The following is a 21,411-nucleotide window of genomic DNA, read 5'->3' as shown; positions in this document are numbered from 1 at the left end:
TAGGAGAAACCCGCGCCGCGCTGGCTTTACAAGCAGGTACAACCCTGACAGCAAAACGCCGGTCGCCAATTTTACGGCGACCGGCGCGGGGTATCTGCAAGCTATTGAGAACACGCCATAAATGTCAGCCGGTGTTGCGCAAACCAGCGGCAATACCGGCCACAGACACCAGCAGCGCCTGTTCCAGAGGGCTGTCTTGTGCCGCTTCCTGTTGCCGCGATCGGGCCAGCAATTCGGCCTGCAGCAGGTGCAACGGGTCCAGGTAGGTGTTGCGCAGGCGGATGAACTCAAGCGTATCGGGGCTGTGGGCCAGCAGCTGAGACTGGCCAGTCAGGCCAAGCACCACACTGCACGCCTGCGACAATAGGTCGCGTAAGTGCGCGCCCAATGGCAGCAGATCGGGCTGCACCAATCGCTCGTCATACAGCCGGGCGATGTCGGCGTCGGCCTTGGCCAGCACCATTTCCAGCATATCGATGCGGGTACGAAAGAACGGCCACTGCTCGCGCATCTGCCCCAGCAACTCGCCTTCGCCCCGCTCCAGGGCATTGTTCAACGCCGCTTCCCAGCCGAGCCAGGCCGGCAGCATCAGGCGGGTCTGGGTCCAGCCGAAGATCCACGGGATCGCCCGCAGGCTTTCAATGCCACCAGCCCGGCGCTTGGCCGGACGACTACCCAGGGGCAAGCGACCCAGTTCCTGCTCCGGCGTGGACTGGCGGAAATACTCGACGAACTGCGGATTTTCCCGCACCACGGCGCGGTAAGCGCTGACACCGTCGGCGGCCAATTCGTCCATCAAGTGGCGCCAGGCCGGCTCCGGTGGTGGCGGTGGCAGCAAGGTTGCCTCCAGCACCGCCGCCAGGTACAGGTTGAGATTCTGCTCGGCGATGTCCGGCAGGCCGAACTTGAAGCGGATCATCTCGCCCTGCTCAGTGGTGCGGAAACGCCCCGCCACCGACCCAGGAGGCTGCGACAGAATCGCCGCGTGAGCCGGGCCGCCGCCGCGGCCTACAGTGCCGCCACGACCGTGGAACAGCAGCAGTTCGACTTGTTGTTCGCGGCAGATTTCCACCAGCCGTTCCTGGGCCCGGTATTGCGCCCAGGCGGCGGCGGTAGTGCCCGCGTCCTTGGCCGAATCCGAGTAGCCGATCATTACTTCCTGCGGGCCTTGCAGACGGGCGCGATAACCCGGCAACAGCAGCAGTTTTTCGATCACCGGGCCTGCGTTGTCCAGGTCAGCCAGGGTCTCGAACAACGGCACCACACGCATCGGCCGTTGTACGCCGGACTCCTTGAGCAGCAGTTGCACGGCCAACACGTCCGACGCGGCGCCGGCCATGGAGATGACGTAGGAACCCAGGGACGCAGCCGGTGCGGCAGCGATTTCCTTACAGGTGTTCAGCACTTCGGCGGTGTCTGCCGAGGGTTTGAAGTAACCCGGCAACAAGGGGCGACGGTTGGCCAGTTCCTTCATCAGGAAACTGATGCGCGCCTCTTCGTCCCAATCCTCGTAACGGCCGAGGCCCAAGTAATCCGTGATTTCGGTCATGGCCGCGCAGTGGCGGGTGGAATCCTGACGTACGTCGAGGCGCACCAGGAACAAGCCAAACGTCACAGCCCGACGCAGGCAATCCAGCAGCGGGCCGTCGGCAATCACGCCCATGCCGCAGCTATGCAGCGACTCGTAGCACAGTTGCAAAGGCTCGAGCAGGTCGCGGTTGTTTTGCAGCACATCGGCGGGCACCGGCGTGGTGCTGGTCAACGAGGTGTGGGCCCATTGGCGTGTGGCGCGCAGCCGCTCACGCAATTGCTTGAGCAACGCCCGGTAAGGTTCGACGCTGTCACCCACCTTGGCCTGCAATGCCGGGCTGGCCTGTTGCATCGACAGTTCGGAGGCGAGGTGGTCGATGTCGCGCAAGTACAGGTCAGCGGCCATCCAGCGCGCGAGCAGCAACACTTCGCGGGTGACCGGGGCGGTGACGTTGGGGTTGCCGTCGCGGTCGCCGCCCATCCAGGAAGCGAAGCGAATCGGCGCGGCCTCCAGAGGCAGGCGCAGGCCGGTAGCCGCGTGCAAGGCGTGATCGGCCTTGCGCAAATAATTCGGGATGGCGTGCCACAACGAATGCTCGATCACCGCAAAGCCCCACTTGGCTTCGTCTACCGGCGTGGGCCGGGTGCGGCGGATTTCTTCGGTGTGCCAGGCTTCGGCGATCAGGCGTTGCAGGCGATTGCGGATCTGCTCGCGCTCGGCGGTGGTGAGGTCGCGGTGATCCTGCAGGGCCAGTTGTGCGGCGATGGCGTCGTATTTCTGGATCAGGGTGCGGCGGGCGACTTCGGTGGGGTGAGCGGTGAGCACCAGTTCGATTTCCAGCCGGCCCAACTGGCGCGCCAGGGATTCGCTGCTGTGGCCTTCACTCTGCAGGCGCGCCAGCAGTTCCGGCAGCACCCGCGACTCGAACGGCGCCGGGGTTGATTCATCACGGCGGTGGATCAACTGATACTGTTCGGCGATATTGGCCAGGTTGAGAAACTGGTTGAAGGCCCGCGCCACCGGCAGCAGTTCGTCTTCCTTGAGTTGATTGAGGCTGGCGCTCAGCTCTTCGCCGGCCACCTGCTCCGAGGCTGCGCCACGGCGGTCGGCCTTGGCGCCTTTACGGATCTGCTCGATCTTGTCGAGGAATTCATCGCCGTACTGTTCTCGAATCGTGTTGCCCAACAGTTCACCCAGCAGGTGAACATCCTCACGCAAACGTGCATCGATATCGCTCATCAGCCAATCTCCAGCAGAAAATCCGGGACGCTTTGATCTTCAAGAGTGCCGCCCACGGCGACGTCTTACAAGGAACTTTAAACCTTGTGAGTTGCAGCTAGTCTCAACAGTAAGCCGCAGCGTTATCCGCGCTGGCCGGCTGGTCACTCATCATCGCCCGCGTACCGTGGGCTCCATTGAGGTTGCCATGAAAATCCGAGAACTGGCCCAGCATTGGGAAGAAAACGCCAAGGGTCGCCTGACCAAAACCGAATACGCCATCCATCTGGACGTGGAAGCCGCCGCCAGGCTGGCGGCGATCTCCGAGATGTACCCCAAACGCCATACCGAAGAACTGCTCGGCGAGTTGATTGGCGCAGCCCTCGAAGAGCTGGAAGCGAGCTTTCCCTATATCAAGGGCAAGCAGGTGATTGCCACCGATGAGGAAGGCGATCCGCTGTATGAGGATGTCGGCCCAACCCCACGGTTTCTCAGCCTGTCACGGCGTTACCTGCACGATTTGTCAGCTCAGTCCGACAAGCAGAAACACTAGTAAACCTGCGCCTCAAACCCCTTGACCTCCCGTATTCAGGGCCTCCCACAGGCCCTGGATACCGCTGCGCCATGCAAAAGTTCCAACTTTTAAACACTGACCGTTCAGTCAAATATTTTTTTAGGCAAATCGCCATCTTCGCTGAACTATTCAAAAAAGCCTCCGGTCACAGCCAGTAAGCCATCACTTGGAACAGCCGTTTGAATAGGCGTCCTGAGCTAACCGCCGGGCCCCGCAGACACTGCAAGCCGGAGATGGATTTGATGTTTTTCAGGAGTTACCTAATGGAGTTGAAGACGATGAAGACCAGCACTGCCAAAACCTCGTTTAACCACCTGCGCGGGCTTAAATTGGCCGCGCTGGCAATCGGCACCAGCTTCGTACTGGCTGGCTGCGCCGGCAACCCGCCGACCGAGCAATACGCTGTGACCCAATCTGCGGTGAACAGCGCTGTCAGCGCCGGCGGTACCGAGTTCGCAGCCGTGGAGATGAAGTCTGCCCAGGACAAACTGAAGCAAGCTGAAATCGCCATGCACGACAAGAACTACGACGAAGCCCGTCGCCTGGCCGAACAGTCCGAGTGGGACGCTCGCGTAGCAGAGCGTAAAGCCCAGGCTGCCAAGGCCGAACAGGCTGTGAAGGATTCCCAGAAAGCTGTTCAGGAGCTGCGTCAGGAAGGCATGCGCCCGGCTGTGATCCAGCCGCAACAGTAAGCCGCCGCCCCTGATTGCATTGCACCCGAAACCGAATTGAAAGGACGACACGACTATGCGTAAACAATTGATGATCCCTGCCCTGCTGGCGATGAGCGTTGCTCTGGCGGCTTGCTCCACCCCGCCGAACCAGAACCTGGAAAATGCTCGGACCAACTTCTCGGCCCTGCAAGCCAACCCGCAAGCCACCAAGGTAGCGGCGCTGGAAACCAAAGACGCCAGCGACTGGCTGGACAAGGCTGACAAGGCCTACCGCGACAAGGAAGACCAGAAGAAGGTCGACCAGTTGGCCTACCTGACCAACCAGCGCGTTGAAGTGGCCAAGGACACCATCGTCCTGCGTGAGTCCGAAGCCAAGCTGAAAAACGCCGGTGACGAACGTGCCCGCGCCCTGCTGCAGGCCCGTGACGCGCAGATCAAGCAACTGCAAGACAGCTTGAACGCCAAGCAGACTGATCGCGGCACACTGGTGACCTTTGGTGACGTGCTGTTCGCCACCAACAAGTCGGACCTCAAGTCCAGCGGCCTGGTGAACATCACCAAGCTGGCGCAGTTCCTGCGCGATAACCCGGACCGTAAAGTGATCGTCGAAGGCTACACCGACAGCACCGGTTCCGACTCGTACAACCAGAGCCTGTCGGAGCGCCGCGCCGCTTCCGTACAGCGCGCACTGGCCAACCAGGGTGTGGATATCTCGCGCATCGTGACCCAGGGCTATGGCAAGGAATACCCGGTTGCCGATAACGGCAGCGTTTCGGGCCGCGCCATGAACCGCCGCGTTGAAGTGACCATCTCCAACGACAACCAGCCGGTCAAGCCACGTTCTTCGATGGCCAACTGATCGATTGATGCTGGAAAAAAAACCCACGTTACTGTGGGTTTTTTTTCGGGTCGTCGAACCGGACAGGTCGGTTGGGATCCTCGGCTGGTAGCTCTATCTTCCCGCCGTAGCCATGTTCCGACAGCTTGTCGAGCAAGTGCTTGAGCTTATGATCCTCGGCGTCGAGCATTTCCAGCTTCTCGTGCCCCCTGAGCATGTTCACCATGTTGCTTATTGCAGCAATATCTATCGCCACCTTCTCGCCCCGACTCGTGTAAATCACATCGCTTCTGTGGTGCGTTACGCAATACGGTTCCAGATATTTCCATCATCAACTACGACTGCACCGGAGGGCCCAGCCCGCACACCACGCCGCCCGCTCCGTCGCTGCATGATCGTTTGAGGCCGCATGAAAAATCCCGCCAAATGGCGGGATTCTTTTATTTGCAGGCCAGGAATCAAGAGGTCCCAGTGCGCTTCAAGAGCATCGGGTCAGTAGCTTACTGGCGCCGAGTTATCCTGCTCCTGCCCTTTGAGTTGGGCCAGCTCCGCCTCGAGCCTCTTGAGCCTTTCCTCAAGGCTTTCTTCGCCCTGCGCGCCCTGTGCACCACCGCCTCCTTGGGCGATCTGGTTCTTCAACTTCTGAATCTCTTGTTCCAATTGCTGAAGTCGCGAATCACCTCCCCCCGCACCGGCAGTGAATGGGGAAGACGAGTTGTTTACGCGAGGAATGTCCATTCAAGTGACTCCAAATTAAGTATCCGAGATAACCGATCCAGCGCTGCTGGCCAGTACGGAATCTGTGGTAATCCACTTAAAATGGTTCCAGACCTTTCCCACTTGGCTCGCGCTACTGCTCCAATTGCGGCGTTTCCTGCCCCATGCAACGCACTGCCTGCTTCTTACTGTTGACCAGTACGCCGGTCAGCCCTTTCTGTTCGGTATCAAACAGCACCAGCACGCCATCAACGCATTGCGCCACCTGGGCGGCCGGGGTCAGGGAGATTTTGTAGTCCTCGCCCGGCACGGTCTTGAGCATGGTGAAGTCGCTGAGCAGCAACGCATCCTCGGGCTTGGCGAAGTGCAAATAGCCGTAGTACCACAGGCAGCCAACGGTACCGATGATGGTGCCGATGCCGGTGAGGATCAGGGGGATCATGTTGCGTTCTTCGCTCATTGCGGGTTCTCTGCGTTGGAATTCGGGGCCGCCGGGTAATTGGGGATTTCCCCCAGGCGGCGCAGCCCGTTGAAGTGCTGGGGGTCGTCCAGGTAGCGCAGCATCACGGTTTGCCAGGTCTTGTCGGCAAAGGTTTGCACGTGGCCACCCCGGGTCAGTTGCAGCACCCGCGGTGGCGGCGCAGCCTGATACAGACGAATGCCGTTGGAGAGCGGCACGATCGGGTCATCCAGGCTATGGAACAACAATTTCGGCACGCCGGTCAGCCGGGGCATGGCGTTGATCGCACTGTCGCCGTCCGGCACCAGCCACGACAACGGCACCTGGAACGGCCATGTTAGCCAGGAGGTGCTGAGGGCGAATTGTCCTACGTCACGATAACTGGCCGGCACACCGTCCAGTACCAGCGCCTTGAGCTGCGGCTGACGTTCGGGATGTTCCGCCAGGTAGTGCACCACTAACGCGCCGCCCAGGCTTTGGCCGAGCACGATCAACGGCTGGCCCTGGGTTTCGGGGGCGCTGTCGATCCACTTGAAGGCAGCGTCGATGTCCTGGTAAACCGCCGGCAGCGAAGGTTCGCCTTCGGACAGCCCGTAGCCGCGATAGTCCACCAACAGCACTTGATAGCCCTGCTCCGGCAGCCACCAGCTGCCGCCGAGGTGCCAGGCCAGATTGCCGCCGTTGCCGTGCAGGTGCAGCACCGTGCCCTTGAGCGGCACGCCGGCCTTGGCCGGCAGCCACCAGGCGTGGAGCTTCAGGCCATCGGCGGTGGTCAATGTGACGTCACGGTATTGCAAGCGAGCCTTTTCCGGGGTGAACGGCATGCCGCGCTCCGGATAGAACAATAAGGAGCTGCAGCCGTTAAGGGTCAGTAGCAGGCAAAGAATGCCGAGGATTCTCATCCGTTGAAGCCTCGTGAATGGGTTGGGAACGATCCTGAAGACCTATGGAGATCAAAGGTGGGAGCGGGCTTGCTCGCGAATGCGGTGATTCAGTAACCACATCTGTTGCTGATACACCGCATTCGCGAGCAAGCCCGCTCCCACATTTTGACTGAGTTCCTTCAGAGATATCGTTAAAGGATATTGGAGTAATCCGCCTCGATCCGGTCCAGGCTCAAATGGTTGAGGAAGTTGGAGAAACACATCCACGCCGCCAACGCATTCATGTCGCGGAACTGATCCGGCAGGTATTTGGGTGGCACCACCAGGCCTTCGTCCACCAGTTGGCGCAGGGTACGCATGTCTTCCAGGGTGGTCTTGCCGCAGAACAACAACGGCACTTGCTCCAGCTTGCCTTTGCGCACGGCCAACTGAATGTAGTTGTAAACCATGATAAAGCCCTTGAGGTAGGACAAATCCTTGGTAAACGGCAGACCCGTAGGCGTCGACCCACGGAAAACCCGGCTGGCGTTGCCGTAGCTTTCCGCCATCTCGAACCCCTGCTCGCGGAAGAATTCGAACACCTGCAGGAAGTCGGCTCCCTGCTCCACCATATGAATGGCGCGAGTGCGGTTGGTCAGCTTGCGCAGGCGGCTGGGGTAGGAGGCGAAGGTGATGATTTCCATCAGGATCGCCAGGCCTTCCTGGGTCACGGTCGACGAGGGCGGGCCCTTGGACAGGAAGGTGCAGATCGGCTGGTTTTGCCCATTGAGGGTGGTGCCCACGTGCACCAGGCCTTCATGGACCTCCAGGGCGCGCACGTCGCGGTCGTTGAACATCGCGTCGGCGCGGATCTTGATGTAGTCGGCACCTGCCGCCGCATCCGCCACGATACCGTCGGACTCGAACACCCGGATGGTTTCCTCGGCCTCGCCGAATACCTTGTTCAGGCGGCTCTGCAGCAGGTTGACGGCGTCCTTGGCGGTCAGGGTCTTGGCTTCGTCCTTGAGGTCGCCACGGCCATCGATATTGTTCAGGTAGTCCGACATCATCAGGCCGAGGTCGGCCAGGGTCGGGTCACCGGCATGGAACGCATCGGAAGCGGCGCCATACAGCTCCTGGGAGATCAGGCCGAAATCCTCGGTGCCCCGCGCTTCGAGCATGCGCACCACCATGCGGTATTCCTTGCACATGCGCCGCATGATCTGCCCGACCGGGTTGAACTGGCCAAGCTGGCGGGTGATGTCGCGCTCGATGTTCTGGAACTCCAGCTTCACCGCGCTGGAATCGAACGACAGCGGCCGGGTCAGGTAGTAGTCGCGGTCCACCGCCGGCATTTCCTTGCCCTTGGCCTTGAGGAATCCCTGGCGAATATTCTCGTCCCACTTCACGGCGTCGAGGACGCGAATCGGTGTTTGCGCCAGCACAATGCGATCGGACAAGGCGCGTATCGTCTGCTGGTAATCGTCCACCCGGTACTTCCTCTTTAAACGTTATTTGCCTGCACGCTGGTAGCGCACGGCTTCGACGAACACATCGGCATTGGCCGGATCATCCAGGTACGCAAATACCCGGGCCATGGAACTGTCGATCAACACACCGGCACCCTCGACGGTTTCGACGGTGCTGCCACTCAGGACCTTCTGGCCGACCGCCTGGTGGACCTGATCCAGGTCGAGGTTGTAGACCACAAGCTCGTGCTCATCATTCAATTCGAACCCGGCGAGGATGTAATGCCCGCCGAACCTGGCCGGCAATGGCGCCGACAGATACCAGCGGCTGCCATGCCGGGAAACCGTGAACAGGTATTCATCCCGCTGGCCCGGCTTGGCCTTAGGGTAGCTCACGGCTTTGTAGCGGTGCTTACCGACGCGGCTGATTTGCAGATTGAGCGGCTCACCCCAGGCATTTTTGCTGGCCCATTTGCCAAGCAGACCATCAGGCGCCGCCTCGCTGGCGGGCAACGGGTCCTTGAAGGTCACCAGGCAACCGCTGAGCAACAGGAACGACAAGGCGATCACGACGACGCGCCAGGCTTTCATTGGACAATCCCCTGTGTCAGACCGAAGCCAACACCAAATGCATGTAACGCTTGAGGATCTCAAGCATTTCTTCGCTGGTCAGAGGCTCTGCGCCGCCCAGCAGGCCCTGATATTCCATCCGACCGATAATCGCCGTCAACACTTTGGCATCCTGTTGCGGCTCGCGGGAACCCAATACCTGGAAAAACTGGCAAGTGCCCTGCAGCAGGATTTGCTGGTGGGAGCGCACCAGCTCGGCCAGGCGCGGGTTCAGCAGCGCTTCCTGGCGAAACGCCTGCTCGGCCATCAGGTGCTCACGGCGGTTGAGCAATTGGCGTTGCACGTAATCGGCGGTCAGGCGCGCGATGTCATCGGCCAGTTGCGAGCGCGACTGCGGGCTGCCGTCGCCATAAGCCACCATCTCGCGCAGCAGGCCTTCATTACGCACCCACAACTTGCCCATGAACGCGGCGCTGCGCTCCACATATTGGGCGAAGGTGTCGGTGAGCAGGTCGTCGATGTCCTTGAAGTAATAGGTGGTGGCCGACAACGGCACACCGGCTTCCGCCGCCACCGCACGGTGACGCACGGCACGCACGCCTTCGCGTACCACGATGCGCATCGCTGCATCGAGAATGTCCTGCCTGCGCTGCTCACTGCCCCGGCGACTGGCCTTGCGGCCCTGGTACTGAACACTTTCAGCCACGGCAGCGGCAATGCCGGCGGCACCCTTTTGAGCCATTACGCGGTTCACGACGGATCTTCCTCCACAGTGTGACGCGGAGCGTCACGGGCTGCGTTCCCACGCGGAGCGTGGGAACGATCACCTGGCGCTGTTTACTTGACGCTTATAAACGCCACATAAAAAAGCCGCCTTATAAAAGGCGGCTTCGGATTTCGCTACGGTTACGCTTGTGGCCGCATGTGCGGGAACAAGATCACGTCACGGATCGACGGCGAGTTGGTCAACAACATCACCAACCGGTCGATGCCGATACCTTCACCGGCGGTAGGCGGCATGCCGTATTCCAGGGCGCGTACGAAGTCGGCGTCGTAGTGCATCGCCTCGTCGTCGCCAGCGTCCTTGTCAGCCACCTGGGCCATGAAGCGCTCGGCCTGGTCTTCGGCGTCGTTCAGCTCGGAGTAGGCGTTGGCGATTTCACGGCCGCCGATGAACAGCTCGAAACGGTCGGTGACGTTCGGGTTGTCATCGTTGCGACGGGCCAGCGGCGACACTTCGAACGGGTACTGGGTAATGAAGTGCGGCTGCTCCAGCTTGTGCTCGACCAGCTCTTCGAAAATCATCACCTGCAATTTGCCCAGGCCTTCGAAGCCCAGCACCTTGGCGCCGGCTTTCTTGGCGATGGCGCGGGCCTTGTCGATGTCGTTCAGGTCATCGGCGGTCAGCTCAGGGTTGTACTTGAGGATCGAATCGAACACCGACAGGCGCACGAACGGCTCGCCGAAGTGGAACACCTTGTCGCCGTACGGCACGTCGGTGGTGCCCAGGACCAGTTGCGCCAGTTCGCGGAACAGTTCCTCGGTCAGGTCCATGTTGTCTTCGTAGTCGGCGTAGGCCTGGTAGAACTCCAACATGGTGAATTCAGGGTTGTGACGGGTCGAAACGCCTTCGTTACGGAAGTTGCGGTTGATCTCGAACACTTTTTCGAAGCCGCCAACAACAAGCCGCTTGAGGTACAGCTCAGGCGCAATACGCAGGAACATTTCCATGTCCAGCGCGTTGTGGTGGGTTTCGAACGGCTTGGCTGCGGCACCACCCGGGATGGTTTGCAGCATCGGAGTTTCAACTTCGAGGAAGTCACGCTTCATCAGGAAGCTGCGGATGTGCGCAATAACCTGCGAACGCACGCGGAAGGTCTGGCGCACTTCTTCGTTGACGATCAGGTCAACGTAGCGCTGGCGATAGCGCTGCTCGGTGTCGGTCAGGCCGTGGTGCTTGTCCGGCAGCGGGCGCAGGGATTTGGTCAGCAGGCGCACGCTGGTCATTTCAACGTACAGGTCACCCTTGCCGGAACGGGCCAGGGTGCCTTCGGCGGCAATGATGTCGCCCATGTCCCAGGTTTTTACCGAGGCCAGGGTTTCTTCGGACAGGGTTTTACGGTTGACGTAGACCTGGATGCGACCGGTCATGTCCTGGATCACCATGAACGAGCCACGGTTGAGCATGATGCGACCGGCAACCTTGACCGGGATTGCAGCCTCTGCCAGCTCTTCCTTGGTCTTGTCCGCGTACTGTTTCTGCAAGGCATCGCAGTAGTTTTCGCGGCGGAAGTCGTTCGGGAAGGCATTGCCCTTGGCGCGCTCGGCAGCAAGCTTTTCCTTGCGCAGGGCGATCAGGGAGTTTTCTTCCTGTTGCAGGGCTTGCGGGTCGAGTTGTTGGTCGCTCATGTCTTTAAATTTTCCATCAGGTTCGTTGTCCCCGGCCTGCGGCCGGGGATCGCCGGCAAGCCGGCTCCTACAAAGGAGTTACAGGCCAGATTTCAGGCTGGCTTCCAGGTATTCGTCGATATCACCGTCGAGCACCTTGTCGCAGTCGCTGCGTTCGATGTTGGTACGCAGATCCTTGATCCGCGACGCGTCGAGCACATACGAGCGGATCTGGTGACCCCAGCCGATATCCGACTTGGTGTCTTCCAGCGCCTGGGACGCGGCGTTGCGTTTCTGCATTTCCTGCTCGTACAACTTGGCCCGCAGCATTTTCATGGCGGTGTCCTTGTTCGCGTGCTGGGAACGTTCGTTCTGGCAGCTCACCACGGTATTGGTCGGTACGTGGGTAATACGTACGGCCGAGTCGGTGGTGTTTACGTGCTGGCCACCGGCACCGGAGGAACGGTAGGTGTCGATCCGCAGGTCTGCCGGGTTGATCTCGATTTCCACCTTGTCGTCGATCTCTGGCGAGACGAAAACGGCGGAGAACGACGTGTGGCGACGGTTGCCGGAGTCGAACGGGCTCTTGCGCACCAGGCGGTGTACGCCGATCTCGGTCCGCAGCCAGCCAAAGGCGTATTCGCCCTTGATGTGCACGGTCGCGCCCTTGATGCCGGCGACTTCACCGGCCGACAGTTCCATGATGGTCGCGTCGAAACCGCGTTTGTCGGCCCAGCGCAGGTACATGCGCAACAGGATGTTGGCCCAGTCCTGTGCTTCGGTGCCGCCGGAACCGGCCTGGATGTCCAGGTAGGCGTTGTTCGGGTCCATTTCATGGCTGAACATGCGGCGGAATTCGAGTTTGGCGAGGTTTTCCTCGAGACGGGCCAGCTCGGCGACGACATCGCCCACTGCGCCTTCGTCGTTTTCTTCGACGGCCATGTCCAGCAGGTCGCGGCAATCGCCCAGACCGGTGTTCAATTCGTCGAGGGTGTCGACGATCTGCGCCAGCGCAGCGCGCTCGCGGCCCAGTTCCTGGGCATATTCAGGTTTGTTCCAGACAGCCGGATCTTCAAGCTCGCGATTGACTTCGGTCAGACGCTCATGCTTTTGATCGTAGTCAAAGATACCCCCGAATAGTTTCGGAGCGCTCGGACAGGTCCTTGATGGTGTTAAGGATCGGGTTGATTTCCATGGCGGGCAGCACTCGTTGGCGAACTTTTGAAAGCCGACGAGTATAACGACAAACGGCTGATAACGGCAGTCCGCTTGGCCGAAAAGGCGGGGATATGCACCATCCAGACAGCGATGAAGATCAAATGTGGGAGCGGGCTTGCTCGCGAATGCGGTGGTTCAGTCGCCAGATGCATTGACTGACACACCGCATTCGCGAGCAAGCCCGCTCCCACATTAGGTCTGCGACATCCCGCAGACCGTATTCCCTACTCGATCCCCACCTGATTGCGCCCATTGTGCTTGGCCAGGTACAGGCCCTTGTCCGCCGCCGAGATCAATTGCCGGCAATCGGTGCCCTGCACCGGGGTCATGGTCGCCAAGCCGATACTGATGGTCAGGCTCGCCCCTTCTGCCGGGGCAATGTGCGGGATTTTCAGGCTCGCCACCGCCTGGCGCAGCTTCTCGGCCACCAGCCGCGCACCGCCCGGCGAGGTATTGGGCAGCACCAGGGCAAACTCTTCACCGCCATAACGCGCCGGCAAATCCGAAGGACGGCTGCTGGCATCACGAATGGTCGCCGCCACCTTGCGTAACGCCTCGTCGCCTTCCAGGTGGCCGAAACTGTCGTTGTAGGTCTTGAAGAAGTCCACGTCGATCATCAGCAGCGACAGTTGGGTCTGGTCACGCATGGCGCGGCGCCATTCCAGTTCCAGGTATTCGTCGAAATGCCGGCGATTGGACAGCCCGGTCAGGCCGTCGGAGTTCATCAGCCGTTGCAGCACCAGGTTGGTGTCCAGCAACTGCTGTTGGCTGACCCGCAGCGCCCGGTAGGCCGCGTCCCGTTGCAACAGGGTCATGTAGGAGCGCGAGTGATAGCGGATGCGCGCCACCAGTTCGATGTTATCGGGCAGCTTGACCAGGTAATCGTTGGCCCCGGCAGCAAACGCCGCGCTCTTGATCAGCGGGTCTTCCTTGGTGGAAAGCACGATGATCGGGATGTTCTGCGTCGCCGGGTGATTACGGTATTCGCGCACCAGGGTCAGGCCATCGAGACCCGGCATCACCAGGTCCTGCAGGATCACCGTCGGCTTGATACGGATCGCCTGGGCAATGGCCTGGTGCGGGTCGGCGCAAAAGTGGAAGTCGATATTGTCTTCATGGGCCAGGCCCCGGCGTACGGCCTCGCCGATCATCGCCTGGTCGTCGACGAGCAGCACCATGGCGGCGTTTTCGTCGGTCTTGAAGTCGTCGAGCTGCAAATCATTCATTTACGGTCACCTGAATTACTACCTGCAGGCCAGGACAGCGTGTGATATCGGTCATTTTGCGAATACCTCCAGCAATCGTGGCGCAATTCTGTCCAATGGGCGAATTTCAACAGCCGCGTCAATCGCCGCTGCCGCTTTGGGCATGCCGTAAACAGCACAGCTTTGCTGGTCCTGCGCGATGGTCAGGTAGCCTTGCTGACGCATCAACTTAAGTCCCTGGGCGCCATCACGCCCCATCCCCGTCAGCAGCACGCCAACGGCATCGCCATTCCAGTAGCTGGCGACGCTCTCGAAAAACACGTCGATGGACGGCCGGTAAATCTCGTTCACAGGCTCTGCGGTGTAGGCCAGCGTGCCGTTCTTCAGCAGACGAATGTGATGATTGGTGCCCGCCAGCAACACGACACCGCTTTGGGGCGGCTCGCCTTCCCGGGCCAGGCGCACCGGCAGGCCCGAGGCACTGCTCAGCCATTCGGCCATGCCGGCGGCGAACACCTGGTCCACATGCTGCACCAGCACAATGGCCGGCGAGAAGTCCCGGGGCAAGCCCTTGAGCAGGGATTCCAGGGCAGCCGGGCCGCCTGCGGACGAACCGATGGCCACCAGGCTCTGGCGTTTGCCCGTGGCCCGCTGGGGCGCAGGCTCGGCCCGCACGCGGCTGCCACGCTGGCCAATCAGCCAGCCGATATTGAGGATCTTGCGCAACAGCGGTGCCGCGGCGTCCTTCGGATTGCCCACGCCCAGTGCAGGCGTGTCAACCACGTCCAGGGCGCCATGGCCCATGGCTTCGAATACACGGCTGACGTTGGCCTGGCGGTCGACGGTGACAATCAGGATCGCACAGGGCGTCTCGGCCATGATCTGCCGGGTGGCCTCCACACCGTCCATCACCGGCATGATCAGGTCCATCAGAATCAGGTCGGGCGTGAACTCGGCGCAACGCTGCACTGCTTCCAGGCCGTTGCCTGCAACCCACACCACTTCGTGGGCCGGCTCAAGGCTCAACGCCCGGCGCAAGGCCTCCACGGCCATGGGCATGTCATTGACGATCGCAATCCTCATGCCCGTGCTCCTCCAATCAGCTCCACCACCGCGTCCAACAGCGCGTCGTCATGGAAGCTGGCCTTGGCTAGATAATAGTCGGCGCCGGCGTCCAGTCCACGACGACGGTCTTCTTCCCGATCCTTGTAGGAAACAACCATCACCGGCAGGGATTGCAGGCGAGTATCACGGCGCAAGAGTGTGACCAATTCAATACCGTCCATGCGAGGCATATCAATGTCCGTGATCAGCAGGTCGAAGTCTTCGGAGCGCAGCGCGTTCCAGCCATCCATGCCATCGACCGCCACGGCCACTTCATAACCGCGATTAAGTAACAATTTGCGTTGCAGCTCACGCACGGTCAGCGAGTCATCCACCACCAGAATACGCTTGCGCGGTGCTTCGAGGGTTTGCTGGGTGCGTCGGGCGATGCGCTCCAGACGACCGGTATTCAGCAGTTTGTCCACCGATCGCAGCATGTCTTCGACGTCGACGATCAGCACCACCGAACCGTCATCGAGCAACGCTCCGGCGGAGATGTCCTGGACCTTGCCCAACCGGTCGTCCAGGGGCAATACCACCAGCGTGCGCTCGCCGATAAAACGCTCCACGGCAATCCCGTAGACCGCATCGCGCTCGCGGATCACCACGACCTTCAGGGTTTCCTGACTGCCCTGCCCCGGCGGGCGCTGCAGCAACTGGCTGGCGGCGACCAGGCCGACATGCCGGCCTTCGTGCCAGAAATGCTGGCGGCCTTCCAGTTGCACGATGTCGTCGGGCGCAAGATCGCACATGCGCTCGATGTGGGCCAGCGGGAAGGCGTAGGCCTCTTCGCCAACTTCCACCACCAGGCTGCGCACTACCGACAGGGTCAACGGCACCTCCAGGTGGAAGCGACTGCCCTGCCCCGCCGTCTGCTCCAGCACCACCGCACCGCGCAACTGGCGCACCATATGCTGCACCGCATCCAGGCCGACCCCGCGCCCCGAGACCTCGGTGACCTTGTCCCGCAGGCTGAACCCCGGCAGGAACAGGAACGTGAGCAGTTCCTCTTCGCTCAGGCGCAGGGCGGTTTCCACCGGCGACAAATGCCGGTCGACGATGGTGCCGCGCAGGCGCTCCAGGTCGACACCGTTACCGTCGTCGCTCAATTCCAGCACCAGCAAGCCGGCCTGGTGAGACGCCCGCAGGCGGATCAGGCCTTCAGCCGGTTTGCCCGCCAGCAGGCGTTGCTCGGGCATTTCAATGCCGTGGTCAACAGCATTGCGCAGTAAATGGGTCAGCGGCGCTTCGAGTTTTTCCAGCACATCGCGGTCGACCTGGGTTTTCTCGCCTTCGATTTCCAGGCGTACCTGTTTACCAAGGCTGCGGCCCAGGTCACGCACCATGCGCACCTGCCCGGCCAGCACGTCGGCAAACGGCCGCATGCGGCACGCCAGCGCCGTGTCGTACAAGACTTGGGCGCGTTGCCCGGCCTGCCAGCCGAACTCGTCGATTTCGGCGGTTTTTTCCGCGAGCAGCGCCTGGGCTTCGCTCAACAGGCGGCGGGTATCAGCCAGCGCTTCCTGGGCTTCCAGGCTCAGGTCGACGGTCTTGAGGTGGCCGTCGAGGTTTTCCAGGGCGCGGGCGCTGTTGCTCTGGATGCGCTTGAGGCGTTGCAAGCTGGCGAGGTAAGGCTTGAGCCGCTGGGTTTCCACCAGGGACTTGCTGGACAGGTCCAACAGGCTGTTCAAGCGTTCGGCGGTCACCCGCAACACCCGCTCTCCGCCTTCGGTCATGCGCTTATTTTGGCGTGGCAGTTCGGCACTGACCGGCGGCGCGGGCTCGGGCTCCGGCGGCAGGGTCAGCAGCGCTTCCATCGACAATTCAGGTTCTGGCGCGGGTGTGGGCGGCGGCGCAGGCTTTGGCGCAGCGGGCGGTGCGACTTTCTGCGACGGATCGAGCAACCGCTCCATCAATGCCACATAGGACTCGATGTCCGCCGGGCCCACGGTGTTGCCCGGCGTGGCAATGCGCATCAGCAAATCGGTGCCTTGCAGCAGTGCGTCGATATGTTCCGGCAGCAGGTACAAGCGGCTTTCCTGGGCGCTGACCAGGCAATCTTCCATCACGTGGGCCACGCTGACCCCCGCGTCCACCCCGACAATCCGCGCCGCGCCCTTCAGGGAATGGGCGGCGCGCATGCAGGCTTCGAGCTGGTCGGCCTGGGTCGGGTTGCGCTCCAGGGCCAGCAGGCCGGCGCTGAGCACCTGGGTCTGGGCGTCGGCTTCCAGGCTGAACAGCTCCAGCAGCGAGGCATCGCGCATCTGGTCGGGGGTCATGTGAGGCTCCGGGTCACGGCAGACAACAATTGCGCCTCGTCCAGCCAGCGCAGGCTGCGGCCTTTCCACTGCAACACCCCTTGGGTATAGCGGGCGCTGGCCTGGGTGCCCGACGCAGATGCCGCATTCAAGGTGCGTTCATCAATGGCATGGATACCGTCCACTTCGTCCACCGGCACCACCACGGGGCCGTCCTGCGCCGCGATGATCAGCATGCGCGGCATGATTCGTGCGCCACTGGGGCCGCTGCCGGTGCTGTCCAGCCCCAGCAATTCCACCAGGGACAGGCACGCCACCAGTGCGCCACGCACATTGGCCACGCCCAGCAAGGCGCGGGAACGCTGATGGGGCAAGGAATGGATCGGCTGCAACGGTGCCACTTCCACCAGGCAGCGAGTGGCGATGCCCAGCCATTCTTCGCCGAGGCGGAACATCAGCAGCGAACGGGTGAGGACGTCACCCTCGACTTCCGGCGTCGCGACGGGGCGGTGATCGTCCTGCTGCAAGGCATAACGGTCGAGCAGGCGCGTGGCGGCGGCGGAATACACCGAGCAATTGCGACAGTGAATGTGCTCGGCCAGCAACGGGCAGGACTTGTCACCGTGGATGCCGATGCGGTTCCAGCAGTCATCGATGGCCTGGGTATCGGCCAGGGTCAGGTTCAGCTCGGGATCCAGGGTCATGATTTACGCTCACTGTCAGCTCGCTCGCTGCGCGCGGCACGAGCCTGCAAACGCCGGGCGCCGGCGACATCGCCCTGGGACTCGAGCAACGCGGCCAAGTGCATCAAGGCCTGCGGGTGCTGGGGTTCCAGGTACAAGGCTTTTCTGTAATAACCCTGGGCTTCCAGGGCGCTGCCGGCCACATCGCTGAGCAGGCCCAGCCAATAAAACACCTGGGCCGCCGGCGGATGGCTCTGCAAATAACGCTCGCAGGCAGCACGGGCTTCCAGGCTCTTGCCTTCATTGGCCAGGGTCGCAATCTGACTGAGCAGATCGGCGGCGTCCGACTGCGGGGGCGGCGGCTTGATCGGTACCACTTGGGCACTGACGGTGCTGAACGGCCGGGGCCTGGTCGGGATAGGCGCGGCACTGCGCTGAGGAATCGGCGCGGGCATCGGCACAAATACCGGTTCAGGCGCGGGCTCCGCATGCCGGCTGAAGGCAAACGACTGCGGCACGCCAATCGAACGCATGCCCAGGCGCCCCAGCAGGCTGCCTTCGGCAGGCCCGATAAACAGCACGCCGTCGAGGTGGGTCAGGCCCTTGAGCACTTCAAACACCTGCTTCTGGGTCGGCTGGTCGAAGTAGATCAGCAGGTTGCGGCAGAACACAAAATCGTAGGTGGGCTCGTTGGCCAGCAGCGTGGGGTCCAGCAGGTTGCCCACCTGCAGGCGCACTTGTTCGCGTACCCGGTCGGCAATCCGGTAGCCGTCGGTTTGCTCGGTGAAGTGGCGATCGCGGAACTCGAGGTCCTGGCCGCGAAACGAATTCTTGCCGTACACCCCACGGCGGGCGCGCTCCACCGACAGCGGGCTGACGTCCATGCCCTGCACCTTGAACTGATGCGGCGCCAGCCCGGCGTCGAGCAAGGCCATGGCAATCGAATAGGGTTCTTCGCCGGTGGAACACGGCAGGCTGAGGATCCGCAGGGCGCGCATCTGCTTGATTTCGGCCAGGCGGGCGACCGCCAGCCGGCCCAGGGTGGCGAAGGATTCGGGGTAACGGAAAAACCAGGTTTCGGGGACGATCACCGCTTCGATCAGCGCTTGCTGTTCGTCGGTGGAGGCCTGCAATTGCTGCCAGTATTGATCTGCGGTCTGCGCGCTGAGCGCCATGCTGCGCTGGCGTACGGCACGCTCGATGATCGCTTCGCCCACCGAGGCAACGTCCAGGCCAATGCGCTCCTTAAGGAAGTCGAAGAAGCGTTGATCACTGCTCATCAACCCTCCTCGCCCGCGGCAAACAGCAGCGCCTGCACGTCAGCCGTCAGCAGGTCCGCCACGCCGATCCACTGCATCAAGCCACGCTCGTCTTCGCGCACCGGGCCCAGGTAACGTGCCTGGCGGTTGTCCAGGCCGTAGGGCTGGAACTCCGCCGGGTCACAGCGCAGGGTATCGGTGGCCTGTTCGAGGATCAGCCCCAGCCAGCGTGCCGGAGTGAGTGCATCCGGCTGATAATTGACCAACACCAGGCGCGTGCTGGTGCGGGCCTGGGCCGGCGTACCGAAGGTCAAGGCACTGAGATCGATCACCGGCACCATCGCCCCGCGATGGGCAAAGATCCCGGCGACCCACGCAGGCGCATGGGCAATGGGCTTGAGCGGCAGGCGCGGCAGCACCTCGGCCACTTCCGTGGCCTTGAGGGCATACCGTTCATTACCGATGTGAAACACCAGGAACAGTGCTTTCTTCACTGCCGCAACGGCACCGCGTTTAGCCGCGAGGTCGTTCATCAGACTTTAAAACGCGACACGCCGCTGCGCAGGCCGACGGCGACCTGGCTCAGCTCGTCGATGGCAAAGCTGGCCTGACGCAGGGACTCCACGGTCTGGCTGCTGGCATCGCCCAACTGCACCAGCGCATGGTTGATCTGCTCGGCGCCGGTGGCCTGGGCCTGCATGCCTTCGTTGACCATCAACACCCGTGGCGCCAGGGCCTGCACCTGATGGATGATCTGCGACAACTGCTCGCCCACCTGCTGCACCTCGAACATGCCACGGCGCACTTCTTCAGAGAACTTGTCCATGCCCATCACCCCGGCCGACACCGCCGACTGGATCTCGCGGACCATCTGCTCGATGTCGTAGGTGGCCACGGCGGTCTGGTCGGCCAGGCGCCGCACTTCGGTGGCTACCACGGCAAACCCGCGACCGTACTCACCGGCCTTCTCGGCCTCGATGGCAGCGTTGAGGGACAACAGGTTGGTCTGGTCGGCGACCTTGACGATGGTCACCACCACCTGGTTGATGTTGCCGGCCTTCTCATTGAGGATCGCCAGTTTGGCGTTTACCAGGTCAGCTGCGCCCATCACCGAGTGCATGGTTTCTTCCATGCGCGCCAGGCCTTGCTGGCCGGAGCCGGCGGCCACCGAGGCCTGGTCGGCGGCGGTGGAGACTTCGGTCATGGTACGGACCAAGTCCTTGGAAGTAGCAGCGATCTCCCGCGAAGTAGCGCCGATCTCGGTGGTCGTCGCTGCGGTTTCAGTGGCCGTGGCCTGTTGTTGCTTGGAAGTGGCAGCAATCTCGGTGACCGAGGTAGTGACCTGTACCGAAGAGCGCTGTGCCTGGGACACCAGGGCGGTGAGCTCGGTCATCATGTCGTTGAAGCCGGTCTCTACTGCGCCGAATTCGTCCTTGCGTTCGAGGTTCAGGCGTTTGCTCAAGTCGCCGGTGCGCATGGTTTCGAGGATGTCGACGATGCGTTTCATCGGCGCCATGATCGCGCGCATCAGCAGCAGGCCGCAGAGGCCGGCGGCGAGGATCGCGAGGATCAGCGAGACGCCCATGCTGATTTTTGCAGCGGACACGGCGTCGTCGATAGCGTTGGTGGCGCGGTCCGCGACGTTTTTGTTTTCGGTGATGATGTCGTTGAGCTTCATGCGGCCTGCGGTCCAGGTCGGGGTCAGCTCTTCGTCGAACACTTTGCGGGCGGCGGCGACGTCATTGCGTTGCAGGTTTTCAGTGACTGCGGCCAAAGCCTTGTTGTAGGCCTGGTGCAGGGCTTCGAACTTATCGAACTCGGCCTGATCTTCAGCGCCGTTGATAGTTGCCTTGTAATTGGCCATTTGCGTGATGATGCGCGCTTCGAAGGACTTGTAGTCGGCCTTGTCGGCTTCGGTGAGTGTCTTGTCTTTGCGCAGGCCGATGATGTCGAGGGTGTCGAGGTAGCTGTCGACCCATGCGCTGCGGATCATGGAGCTTAGGTAGACCCCGGGGACTGCGTCATCGCGGACTGACTCTTCGCCGGCCTCGATCTTCAACAGGCGTGAATACGAGACCACTACCATCAGCAGCATGATCGCGATGATGACCGCAAAGCTCGCCAAAATCCGTTGGCGCAAGGTCCAGTTCTTCACAGTAATTCCTCAAGGGCCATTCAAATGGAGAGGAGTATAGCTGAGCGGATGCCATCATTAATCAACGGGTTGTGGGATCTGGGTCACGCGCGGGGGGGGGAAGTTTTCTTGGGGGGGGCATATCCGTTGCTGCGGTAACGGCTGCTATTGGTTCCGCTCTTACAGCGGCTCACTTTTGAACAGCGCAAAAGTGAGCAAAACGCTCTTGCCCCACCACTCGGCACCTC

Annotated in this window: 20 protein-coding genes; 3 read left to right on the top strand and 17 right to left on the bottom strand. The window is 61.7% G+C overall.

Features of this window, described 5'->3' with window-relative positions:
* Positions 1-124: 124 nt before the first annotated feature.
* Positions 125-2,770 carry a phosphoenolpyruvate carboxylase gene (gene ppc, locus HX817_RS09790; protein ID WP_177040161.1) on the bottom strand — a complete coding sequence of 882 codons (2,646 nt, stop codon included), beginning with the start codon at positions 2,768-2,770 and terminating at the stop codon, positions 125-127.
* Between the two features lie 187 nt (positions 2,771-2,957).
* Here ppc and HX817_RS09785 point away from each other — a divergent pair, with 187 nt between their 5' ends.
* From HX817_RS09785 to HX817_RS09775, 3 genes are all read left to right on the top strand, one after another.
* Complete coding sequence (locus tag HX817_RS09785; protein ID WP_003219222.1) at positions 2,958-3,302, top strand: hypothetical protein; 345 nt, start codon at positions 2,958-2,960, stop codon at positions 3,300-3,302.
* A gap of 284 nt (positions 3,303-3,586) precedes the next feature.
* Positions 3,587-4,015 (top strand): DUF4398 domain-containing protein, encoded by a 429-nt coding sequence (locus HX817_RS09780; RefSeq protein WP_003219226.1) that lies wholly within the window; start codon positions 3,587-3,589, stop codon positions 4,013-4,015.
* Between the two features lie 55 nt (positions 4,016-4,070).
* Positions 4,071-4,856, top strand: coding sequence for an OmpA family protein (locus HX817_RS09775; protein ID WP_003219227.1), 786 nt, complete (start codon positions 4,071-4,073; stop codon positions 4,854-4,856).
* A 28-nt stretch (positions 4,857-4,884) separates the two neighbouring features.
* On the opposite strand, the gene HX817_RS09770 is transcribed toward HX817_RS09775, so the two are convergent.
* From HX817_RS09770 to HX817_RS09695, 16 genes are all read right to left on the bottom strand, one after another.
* Positions 4,885-5,118: a hypothetical protein gene (locus HX817_RS09770; RefSeq protein WP_008431103.1), complete on the bottom strand. Its 234-nt coding sequence runs from the start codon at positions 5,116-5,118 to the stop codon at positions 4,885-4,887.
* A gap of 209 nt (positions 5,119-5,327) precedes the next feature.
* Positions 5,328-5,573, bottom strand: a complete 246-nt coding sequence (locus tag HX817_RS09765) for a FlxA-like family protein (RefSeq protein ID WP_177040160.1) — start codon at positions 5,571-5,573, stop codon at positions 5,328-5,330.
* Positions 5,574-5,685: 112 nt separating this feature from the next.
* Entirely contained in the window at positions 5,686-6,012 is a 327-nt protein-coding gene (locus tag HX817_RS09760) for a hypothetical protein (RefSeq protein WP_003219233.1), read from the bottom strand.
* Positions 6,009-6,914, bottom strand: coding sequence for an alpha/beta hydrolase (locus tag HX817_RS09755; protein ID WP_023659124.1), 906 nt, complete (start codon positions 6,912-6,914; stop codon positions 6,009-6,011). Before HX817_RS09755 ends, HX817_RS09760 begins: the two co-directional genes overlap by 4 nt.
* A gap of 173 nt (positions 6,915-7,087) precedes the next feature.
* Complete coding sequence (locus HX817_RS09750) at positions 7,088-8,365, bottom strand: flavohemoglobin expression-modulating QEGLA motif protein (RefSeq protein ID WP_003219237.1); 1,278 nt, start codon at positions 8,363-8,365, stop codon at positions 7,088-7,090.
* A 21-nt stretch (positions 8,366-8,386) separates the two neighbouring features.
* Positions 8,387-8,935, bottom strand: a complete 549-nt coding sequence (locus tag HX817_RS09745) for a hypothetical protein (RefSeq protein WP_003219239.1) — start codon at positions 8,933-8,935, stop codon at positions 8,387-8,389.
* Between the two features lie 16 nt (positions 8,936-8,951).
* Positions 8,952-9,668 carry a TetR/AcrR family transcriptional regulator gene (locus HX817_RS09740; RefSeq protein ID WP_023659125.1) on the bottom strand — a complete coding sequence of 239 codons (717 nt, stop codon included), beginning with the start codon at positions 9,666-9,668 and terminating at the stop codon, positions 8,952-8,954.
* 152 nt (positions 9,669-9,820) lie between these two features.
* Positions 9,821-11,323: a lysine--tRNA ligase gene (gene lysS, locus HX817_RS09735; protein WP_003219243.1), complete on the bottom strand. Its 1,503-nt coding sequence runs from the start codon at positions 11,321-11,323 to the stop codon at positions 9,821-9,823.
* 78 nt (positions 11,324-11,401) lie between these two features.
* A protein-coding gene (prfB, locus tag HX817_RS09730) for a peptide chain release factor 2 (protein ID WP_096236834.1) occupies positions 11,402-12,497 on the bottom strand; the annotation gives its coding sequence in 2 pieces (ribosomal slippage) (positions 11,402-12,424 and positions 12,426-12,497; 1,095 coding nt in all).
* A gap of 247 nt (positions 12,498-12,744) precedes the next feature.
* Complete coding sequence (locus HX817_RS09725; protein ID WP_003219248.1) at positions 12,745-13,746, bottom strand: diguanylate cyclase; 1,002 nt, start codon at positions 13,744-13,746, stop codon at positions 12,745-12,747.
* Between the two features lie 51 nt (positions 13,747-13,797).
* On the bottom strand, positions 13,798-14,808 hold the full coding sequence (locus HX817_RS09720; RefSeq protein ID WP_003219250.1) for a chemotaxis response regulator protein-glutamate methylesterase: 1,011 nt from the start codon (positions 14,806-14,808) through the stop codon (positions 13,798-13,800).
* Positions 14,805-17,108, bottom strand: a complete 2,304-nt coding sequence (locus tag HX817_RS09715; RefSeq protein WP_102368209.1) for a hybrid sensor histidine kinase/response regulator — start codon at positions 17,106-17,108, stop codon at positions 14,805-14,807. The genes HX817_RS09720 and HX817_RS09715 overlap by 4 nt, the downstream gene beginning before the upstream one ends.
* The gene (locus HX817_RS09710; RefSeq protein WP_102368208.1) at positions 17,105-17,791 is read right to left on the bottom strand and encodes a chemotaxis protein CheW; all 687 of its coding nucleotides are present in this window, start codon (positions 17,789-17,791) and stop codon (positions 17,105-17,107) included. The genes HX817_RS09715 and HX817_RS09710 overlap by 4 nt, the downstream gene beginning before the upstream one ends.
* Positions 17,788-19,050, bottom strand: a complete 1,263-nt coding sequence (locus HX817_RS09705; protein ID WP_177037004.1) for a protein-glutamate O-methyltransferase CheR — start codon at positions 19,048-19,050, stop codon at positions 17,788-17,790. The genes HX817_RS09710 and HX817_RS09705 overlap by 4 nt, the downstream gene beginning before the upstream one ends.
* On the bottom strand, positions 19,050-19,562 hold the full coding sequence (locus HX817_RS09700; protein WP_102368206.1) for a chemotaxis protein CheW: 513 nt from the start codon (positions 19,560-19,562) through the stop codon (positions 19,050-19,052). Before HX817_RS09700 ends, HX817_RS09705 begins: the two co-directional genes overlap by 1 nt.
* A complete protein-coding gene (locus HX817_RS09695; protein ID WP_003219261.1) occupies positions 19,562-21,184 on the bottom strand; it encodes a methyl-accepting chemotaxis protein in 1,623 nt (540 codons plus the stop codon). The genes HX817_RS09700 and HX817_RS09695 overlap by 1 nt, the downstream gene beginning before the upstream one ends.
* Positions 21,185-21,411 lie beyond the last annotated feature (227 nt).

Source organism: Pseudomonas sp. C6002 (genome assembly GCF_013385805.1).
In the GTDB taxonomy this organism is placed as follows: Bacteria; Pseudomonadota; Gammaproteobacteria; order Pseudomonadales; family Pseudomonadaceae; genus Aquipseudomonas.
Note: the sequence above shows the minus strand (reverse complement) of the source record. Positions and strands in the feature narration are given on the sequence as shown.